We start from the raw sequence: 7,262 nt of genomic DNA, 5'->3' as shown, positions 1-7,262 counted from the left end.
CGCGCCGGCGCGCGCCACCCCGTCGGCCACCTCGCGGTCCGCGGAGACCACCACCACGGGTCGGCCCGGCGGTTCGGCCCGCACCAGACGCCTGATCAACTCGTCGGCGCTCTGACCGGACTTGGAGAAGAGGACGCGCACGCCGCGCGGGGGCGCCAACAGCACCGGCACGTCCAGTTCCGCGCCGTCGAAGACGCAGGTCACCTCGGCGGAGCTCTGCGCCGCCAGCATCGCCAACCCACCCAGCAGCCGGGTCCGCTGCTTGTCGAGCGGCATCGTCGGGTAGCCGGTCTTGGTGACGTTGTACCCGTCCACCACCAGGTGCGACTGCGGCAGCGCGAGCAGCTGGTCGAGCAGCGCCGGGTCGTCCTCGGCCAACGCGCGCTGCGACACGTCGTGCGGGGAGAGCGCGCCGGGTTCCACCGCCTCCACCGTCTGCGCGGGCCGGAAGTCGGCCGGTGGGAGCGCCAGTTCTCGGCGGAGCCCCTGCGCCGCCTCCAGCACGGTGTCCAGCAGCAGCCGCAGCCGCACGTCCTCCACGCTCCGCCCCTCACGGGCGGCACGCCTCCCCGTCTCCAGCGCGGTCTCGGACTCCGCCAGCCGGGCGCGCAACCGCCGCGCCTCGGCGTCGGCGGCGGCCTTCTCCGCGGCGGCGTCGGCGCGGACCTCGTCGAGTTCGGCGCGGACCTTGCGCAGCGCCGCCTCACCGCGGCGGACGTCGCTCAGCGCGCTGCGCAGCTTCCGGTGGACGGAGTCGCTCTCGCGGCGCATCACCTCGGCCTCGGAACGGTGCCGGTCGGCGTCCTCCCGCACGGCGACCCGCAGCCGGGCCACCTCCTCGCGGAGCCGGTCCAGTTCGCGGACGCGCTCCTCCTCCGCGTGCTCGGCCTGGGCCCGCTGGGTCTCCTCCCCCGCCACCGCGAGCAGCTTCACCCATCCCGGCGGACGCAGCACGTACGCTGCGGCGGCCACCTCGACCGGGTCGGCGGCCGGGGGGACGGTGCCCGATCCCAGCGCCTCGGCCAGCTCGGGCTGTTCGGTCCGCAGCCGGGCCGCGACCCGGTGGCGGAAGGCCGCGTCGGTCTCCAACGCGGTGGCGATGGCCGCGGCACCGTACTTGATGCGGCGCGTGGGGGTGAACCGTGCGTACTGCCGGAGCGACAGCGGGAGTTCGGCCACCCGGAGCCCCGCGAAGGTCTCGCCGGCGAGGACGACGACGCGGTGGCGGACGCGTTCCGGCAGCGGCCCGTCCGCCTCCTCCTCGGCGGCGCCCCGGCCCTCCCCCGTGGGGCCGGGCGCCGCGTCCGGAGTGTCGGTCACGCCGGGAGCGGGCCCGGCCGCCGCGTCCTCCCGGTCCGCCGAGCCACCGGGTGCGGGACCCCGCACCGGAACGGCCTCGGCTTCGCGGGAGTCCGGCCCCGCGGCCGTGCCGGCCGTCGCCGGCTCCTTCTCACCGCGGGGCTCGGGCTCCCGCGCGGGTTCGGATGCTGACACGCCGCCCACCGCCCGTCACGCGTCCGGGCCGGGACGCTCGACCAGTTCGACCTGGTCCACGGCGTCGCACCAGCGGCAGCGGACGGACTCGATCCGGTCCGCGAGGACTTCTCGCTCCTCGACCGCCGGCTCCCCCGCCAGATCCAGATGCACGTACTCCCGCACACGGCTGGTGCGGGTGACGTCGAACCGTGTGAGATTGCCGCACAGGGTGCAGCGCCACCTGGTCCCGTCAGCCGGCTGGGAGAGCGCCATGATCTCGTCCTACTTTCTCTTTTCGGGACTGTCCTGACGTGTAGGGCCCCCGGGTCAGCCTACGGCCTCACCGCCTCCTGACGGGGTGCCTCGCGGCGCGCCGTGCCGCGCCCGGAGCGTGCCCCGGCGCGCACCGCTGCCCGCGGGGGCGGATCGCCTAGAGTGAGCCGCGACGCCGGGCGTGCCGCCAGGACCCGAACCACCCCAGGGGAGCTCAGCCATGATCACGTCGATCGTGCTCATCAAGACCAGCGTGGACCGCATCCCGGAGATCGCGGAGCGGATCGCCGCGCTGGAAGGGGTCAGCGAGGTCTACTCCGTCACCGGCGCGCACGACCTCATCGCGATGGTGCGGGTGCCCCGCCACGACGACCTCGCCGAGGTCATCCCCGGCCGCATCAGCAAGGTGCCGGGCGTGGAGTCCACCGAGACGCACATCGCGTTCCGCACCTACTCGCAGCACGACCTGGAGGCGGCGTTCGCCATCGGCCTGGACTCCTGAGCAGGCCCGCGGCGACCCGACCTCCGGGCGGTCGGCGGCCCCCGGGCGCGACGGCCCGGGGGCGGCCCGTCAGGGCTGGTGGCTGGTCCTGACCCAGCGCTCCAGCGTGGCCGCGGCGGCGCCGTCGTCCAGCACAGCCTCGGCGCGCCCCATCTTGGCCGCCAGCTGATCGGCCAACGGGCCGTGGCCCGGTTCCAACGCCACCAGCGCGGCAGCGGAGTTGAGGACCACCGCGTCGCGGACGGGCCCCCGCTCACCGGCCAGTAGTCGCCGGGCCACCTCCGCGTTGTACCCCGCGTCGCCGCCGCGCAGCGCCTCGACGGGCACCACCTCGATGCCGACCGAGCGCGGGTCGAAGCTCTCACGGCGGACCTCGCCGTCCCGCACCACCCAGACCGTCGAGGTGCCGGTGGTCGTGAGCTCGTCCAGGCCGTCGTCACCCCGGAAGACCAGCGCCGAGGTACCGCGGGCCGCGAGCACCCCGGCGAGGATCGGCGCCATCCTGGCGTCGGCGACGCCCGTCGCCTGCGCACCGACGCGAGCCGGGTTGGTGAGCGGCCCGAGGAAGTTGAAGGTGGTGGCGATCCCCAGCTCCCGCCTCGCCGCCGCGACGTGACGCAGCGACGGGTGGAACTTCACGGCGAAGCAGAAGGTGATGCCGGCGTCCACCGCCACCTGCGCCACCCGGCCGGGAGACAGCTCCAGGTTGACGCCCAGCCGCTCCAGCACGTCGGAGGCGCCGCTGCGGCTCGACGCCGCCCGGCTGCCGTGCTTGACGACACGGGCCCCGGTGGCCGCCACCACGATGGCGGACATGGTCGAGATGTTGACGGTGCCGGCGCGGTCGCCGCCCGTCCCCACGATGTCGACCGTCGGTCCGGGGACCTCGATCAGACGGGCGTGGGAGTACATGGCGCGGACCAGTCCGTCCACCTCGGCGACCGTCTCCCCCTTCGCCCGCAGCGCCACGGCGAAGCCGGCGATCTGCGCGTCGGAGGCCTCGCCCCGCATGATGCGGTCCATCGCCCAGGCGGCGCTCTCCGCGGTCAGGTCCTCGCCGGCGAGCAGCGAACCGAGGACGTCGGGCCAGGAGCGGTCCGCCACGGTGTCGCCTCCGGCGGGGGTCGTCACAGCGCTCATGGTCGGCTCCAGGTGTCGTGCCGCTGGTGGATCACCGCAGGCGGGGTACCGGCGGCGTGGCTCGGTGCGTGGGGACGCGGGCGAACCGTGCCGTGCGTCCGTCACGTGGGAGGGAGGTTACGTGATCGGCGGCGCCGCCGCGGGCCGGCTGCCGCGTGTCCGGCGGTGGGGCCGGGAGCGCCAGCCTAGCGGCGCGCGGGGGCATGGCGACGGCCCCGTCCGATCATCGGACGGGGCCGTCGCCGCGGTCGCTCACCGCGCGGAGTGTGCCGGTCGGGCACGGGTGGGTCAGTGGTGGTGACCCTCGCCGCTGGTGATCTCCCGGTACTCCTCGGCGGTCGGCTTGGCCACCTGGCCGCTGTCACCGAAGTAGCTGCGGCTGATGCGCACGCGCACCTTCTCCACGACACCGACCTTGCGGGTGACGCCGTTGGCGTCGGTCGCGGCCGGCAGCTGCGCGGGCTGCTGCTGATCGTGCGAGGTGAGGGCGTAGAGCTTCGCCTGCGAGAGCGGCTCGTGCACCTCCACGAACTCGCCGTGCGGGAGCCGCTTGATGATGCCGGTCTCGCGACCGTGCAGCACCTTGTCGCGGTCACGACGCTGGAGCCCCAGGCAGATCCGCCGGACGATGATGAACACCACCACGGGCACGACGAAGAACGCCACGCGGCCGAAGTAGGTGATCGAGTTGATCGACAGGCCGAAGTTGATCGCCCAGAGGTCGTTGCCGCCGGCGACGAGCGCGATGAAGTACCAGCTCAGCCACGCCACACCGAAGGCGGTGCGGGTCGGGGCGTTGCGCGGGCGCTCCGCGATGTGGTGCTCGCGCTGGTCCTTGGTGACCCAGCTCTCGAAGAACGGGTACAGCGCGAGCGCGCCGAGCATCAGCGGAAGGACGACCAGCGGCGTCAGCAGACCCAGGTTCACGGTGTAGCTGTCGAACAGGACGATCTCCCAGGCCGGCATGAGCCGGACCAGTCCTTCGGAGAAGCCCATGTACCAGTCGGGTTGCGCGTTGGTCGACACCTGGTCCGGTCGATACGGCCCCAGCACCCACACGGGGTTGATGCTGGTGGTGGCCGCGATCATCGCGATGAGGCCGAAGACCAGGAAGAAGAAGCCACCGGCCTTCGCCGCGTAGACCGGGAAGAGCGGCATGCCTACGACGTTGCCGTTGGTCCGGCCGGGGCCGGCGAAGTGGGTGTGCTTGTGGAACACGATCAGGATCAGGTGCGCCACGATGAGGCCGACCATCAGCCCCGGCAGCAGCAGCACGTGCACCACGAAGAACCTGGGGATGATGTCGTAGCCGGGGAACTCGCCCCCGAACAGGAACATCTGGAGCCAGGTCCCGACCACCGGCACCGCGAGCACGGCGCCTTCCATGAAGCGGACACCGGTACCGGAGAGCAGGTCGTCCGGGAGGGAGTAGCCGGTCAGACCGGTACCCATCGCCAGCAGCAGCAGCAGGAAGCCGAACAGCCAGTTGATCTCGCGCGGCTTCCGGAAGGCGCCGGTGAAGAACACCCGCATCATGTGGAAGAAGATCGCCACGACGAAGATCAGCGCCGCCCAGTGGTGGATCTCCCGCATGAGGAGTCCGCCGCGGACGTCGAAGCTGATGTCCAGCGTGGAGGCGTACGCCTCCGACATCAGGACACCCTGCATCGGGATGTAGGAGCCGTCGTACTCGACCTCGGCCATGCTCGGCACGAAGAAGAGCGTCAGGTAGACACCCGTGAGGATCAAGATGGTGAAGGCGTAGAGGCAGATCTCACCCAGCAGGAACGACCAGTGGTCGGGGAAGATCTTGCGCATGTTGGCCTTGGCGAGGCTGTAGATGCCCACCCGCCCGTCGGCCCAGTCCGCGACGCGCTCGCCCGCCGGGGCTTTGCCCCCGCGTCGCGGCGCGCTCTTCGGCGCGTCCGTTGCCGTACTCATCCACGCTCCCAGAAACTCGGGCCGGGCGGCTCGGCGAAGTCGCCCATGGCGACCAGTTCGCCGTCGTCATTGGTCGTGATCCGCAGCTGCGGCAGGGGGTGGCCCGCCGGGCCGAAGAGCACCCGCGCACCGTCGGAGAGGTCGAACGTCGACTGGTGGCAGGGGCACAGCGCGTGGTGGGTCTGGCGCTCGTAGAGCGTCGCCGGGCAACCGATGTGCGTGCAGATCTTCGAGAAGCAGAGGATGCCCTCGTGACCCCAGTCCGCGGACTGCTCGTCCTTGATGTCGGCCGGCTCCAGCCGGACCAGCATGACGGCGGCCTTCGCGATCTCCGAGTGGAAGTCGTGGTCGTGCAGGTCCATGCCCTCGGGCATGGCCTGGGTCAGCGACCCGACCGTGATGTCCTCCGGCCGCAGCGGCAGCCCGGTGTTCTCGTTGACGATCCGCTTGCCCGCCGCCCACTTGGTGTGGAAGAGCTTGTCGCCCGGGGCGGGGCCGAGGTCGCGCAGCAGCACCACTCCGGAGAGCGGCACCAGGGCCATCGCGCCGAGGAGCGAGTTGCGCATCATCTTCCGGCGGCCGAACCCGATGCCGGACTCCTGGGTGCCGGCGCGGAAGTCCTCCAGGACCTGCGCCTTCACCTCGGGGGAGGCAGCGACCGGGTGGCGCTCGTCCGGGACCTCCTCGTCCGACATCAGCGTGCGGGCCCAGTGGACCGCGCCGGCGCCGATGCAGAACAGGGCCAGGCCCAGCGTCCAGCCGAGAGCGAAGTTGAGTCCGCTCACGTGGCCGAACGGCCAGATGTAGACGATCTTGTCGATCGGGATGAGCAGGTAGGACACGATGAAGCCCACCGTGGCCAGCGACGACAGCGCGAAGAGCAGCGTGACCACGCGCTCCGACCGCTTGGCGGCACGCTCGTCGATGTCCTGCTTGCGGGGCTCGTGTGCCGGGAGGCCCGGGTCCGCGAACGGGTCGTCCGCCACAGTCACCGCGCCGGGGTCCTGCTTGTGAGGCAGGTGTTCCTCTGACACGTCTTTAGATGATCCAGTCTCGCTACTCATGACTTCCTGGCCTTTGCCGTGTGGGCTGCGATCCACACAGCCGCGGCGACGAGCACGCCGATCCCGAACGTCCAGGCGTAGAGACCCTCACTGACCGGACCGAAACCACCGAGCGTGAAACCACCCTCGTTGGGGGACTCCGAGGTGTTGACGGCGTCCAGCCAGGCGATGATGTCGCGCTTCTGGTCCGGCGGCAGCACGGAGTCGGGGAAGCTCGGCATGGCCTGCGGCCCGGTGAGCATCGCCTCGTAGATGTGGCGGGGCTCGACGTCCTGAAGGTTCGGCGCGTACTTGCCGTGGGTCAGGGCGCCGCCCTGACCGGTGAAGTTGTGGCACTGCGCGCAGTTGGTGCGGAACAGCTCCCCGCCCTTGGCGGAGTCACCGTCCGCCGGGTTGTACGCGGACGACTCGGGGATGGCCGGCCCCGGCCCGAAGGTGGCGATGTAGGCCGCCAGCTGGGCGGTCTCCTCGGGCGAGTAGTCCTTGGGCTTCTTGGGCGCCTGGGGGCCCTCGGCGGCCATCGGCATGCGGCCGGTGGCGACCTGGAAGTCCACCGCCGCGGCACCGACACCGACAAGGCTCGGGCCGTCGCTGCCGCCCTGACCGCCGAGTCCATGGCAGCTGGAGCAGCCGACGGCGTAGAGCTTCTTGCCCTCTTCGATCGCCAGCGAGCTGTCCGAGGCCTCGGCCTTGGCCTCGCCCGCGGGAGCGAGCGCGGTGTACAGCCCCCCTGTGGTCGCCAGCGCAAAAAGGAGGACGACGAGCGCCGCCAGCGGATGGCGCCGTCGTGCGGAGAGCTTTTTCACGGATTACCCCGGTGTCAGGATCTTCTGCGTCGGTACGTGGGTCGTGCGCGGCCGGACGGA

7 protein-coding genes are annotated in these 7,262 nt (G+C 71.8%); 1 reads left to right on the top strand and 6 read right to left on the bottom strand.

The features are described from left to right. Positions 1 to 1,320, bottom strand: a 1,320-nt coding sequence (locus tag HCJ92_RS04655; RefSeq protein WP_167932121.1) for an NYN domain-containing protein, incomplete at its 3' end; no start/stop codon positions are given. 189 nt (positions 1,321 to 1,509) lie between these two features. Next, positions 1,510 to 1,749 (bottom strand): hypothetical protein, encoded by a 240-nt coding sequence (locus tag HCJ92_RS04650; RefSeq protein ID WP_167932120.1) that lies wholly within the window; start codon positions 1,747 to 1,749, stop codon positions 1,510 to 1,512. Between the two features lie 220 nt (positions 1,750 to 1,969). On the opposite strand from HCJ92_RS04650, the gene HCJ92_RS04645 reads away from it, so the two are divergent. Beyond that, positions 1,970 to 2,251, top strand: a complete 282-nt coding sequence (locus HCJ92_RS04645) for an Lrp/AsnC family transcriptional regulator (RefSeq protein ID WP_167932119.1) — start codon at positions 1,970 to 1,972, stop codon at positions 2,249 to 2,251. 69 nt (positions 2,252 to 2,320) lie between these two features. Here HCJ92_RS04645 and trpD read toward each other — a convergent pair whose 3' ends face one another. The 4 genes from trpD to qcrC form a co-directional block, all read right to left on the bottom strand. Then, positions 2,321 to 3,391 (bottom strand): anthranilate phosphoribosyltransferase, encoded by a 1,071-nt coding sequence (trpD, locus tag HCJ92_RS04640; protein ID WP_167932118.1) that lies wholly within the window; start codon positions 3,389 to 3,391, stop codon positions 2,321 to 2,323. A gap of 288 nt (positions 3,392 to 3,679) precedes the next feature. Next, a complete protein-coding gene (qcrB, locus tag HCJ92_RS04635; protein ID WP_167932117.1) occupies positions 3,680 to 5,332 on the bottom strand; it encodes a cytochrome bc1 complex cytochrome b subunit in 1,653 nt (550 codons plus the stop codon). Beyond that, a complete protein-coding gene (gene qcrA / locus HCJ92_RS04630) occupies positions 5,329 to 6,396 on the bottom strand; it encodes a cytochrome bc1 complex Rieske iron-sulfur subunit (RefSeq protein ID WP_167932116.1) in 1,068 nt (355 codons plus the stop codon). The genes qcrB and qcrA overlap by 4 nt, the downstream gene beginning before the upstream one ends. After that, positions 6,393 to 7,202, bottom strand: coding sequence for a cytochrome bc1 complex diheme cytochrome c subunit (qcrC, locus tag HCJ92_RS04625; protein WP_167932115.1), 810 nt, complete (start codon positions 7,200 to 7,202; stop codon positions 6,393 to 6,395). The genes qcrA and qcrC overlap by 4 nt, the downstream gene beginning before the upstream one ends. Positions 7,203 to 7,262: the final 60 nt, after the last annotated feature.

The sequence above is a fragment of the Streptomyces spiramenti genome (assembly GCF_012034385.1).
Taxonomy (GTDB): Bacteria; Actinomycetota; Actinomycetes; order Streptomycetales; family Streptomycetaceae; genus Streptomyces; species Streptomyces spiramenti.
Note: the sequence above shows the minus strand (reverse complement) of the source record. Positions and strands in the feature narration are given on the sequence as shown.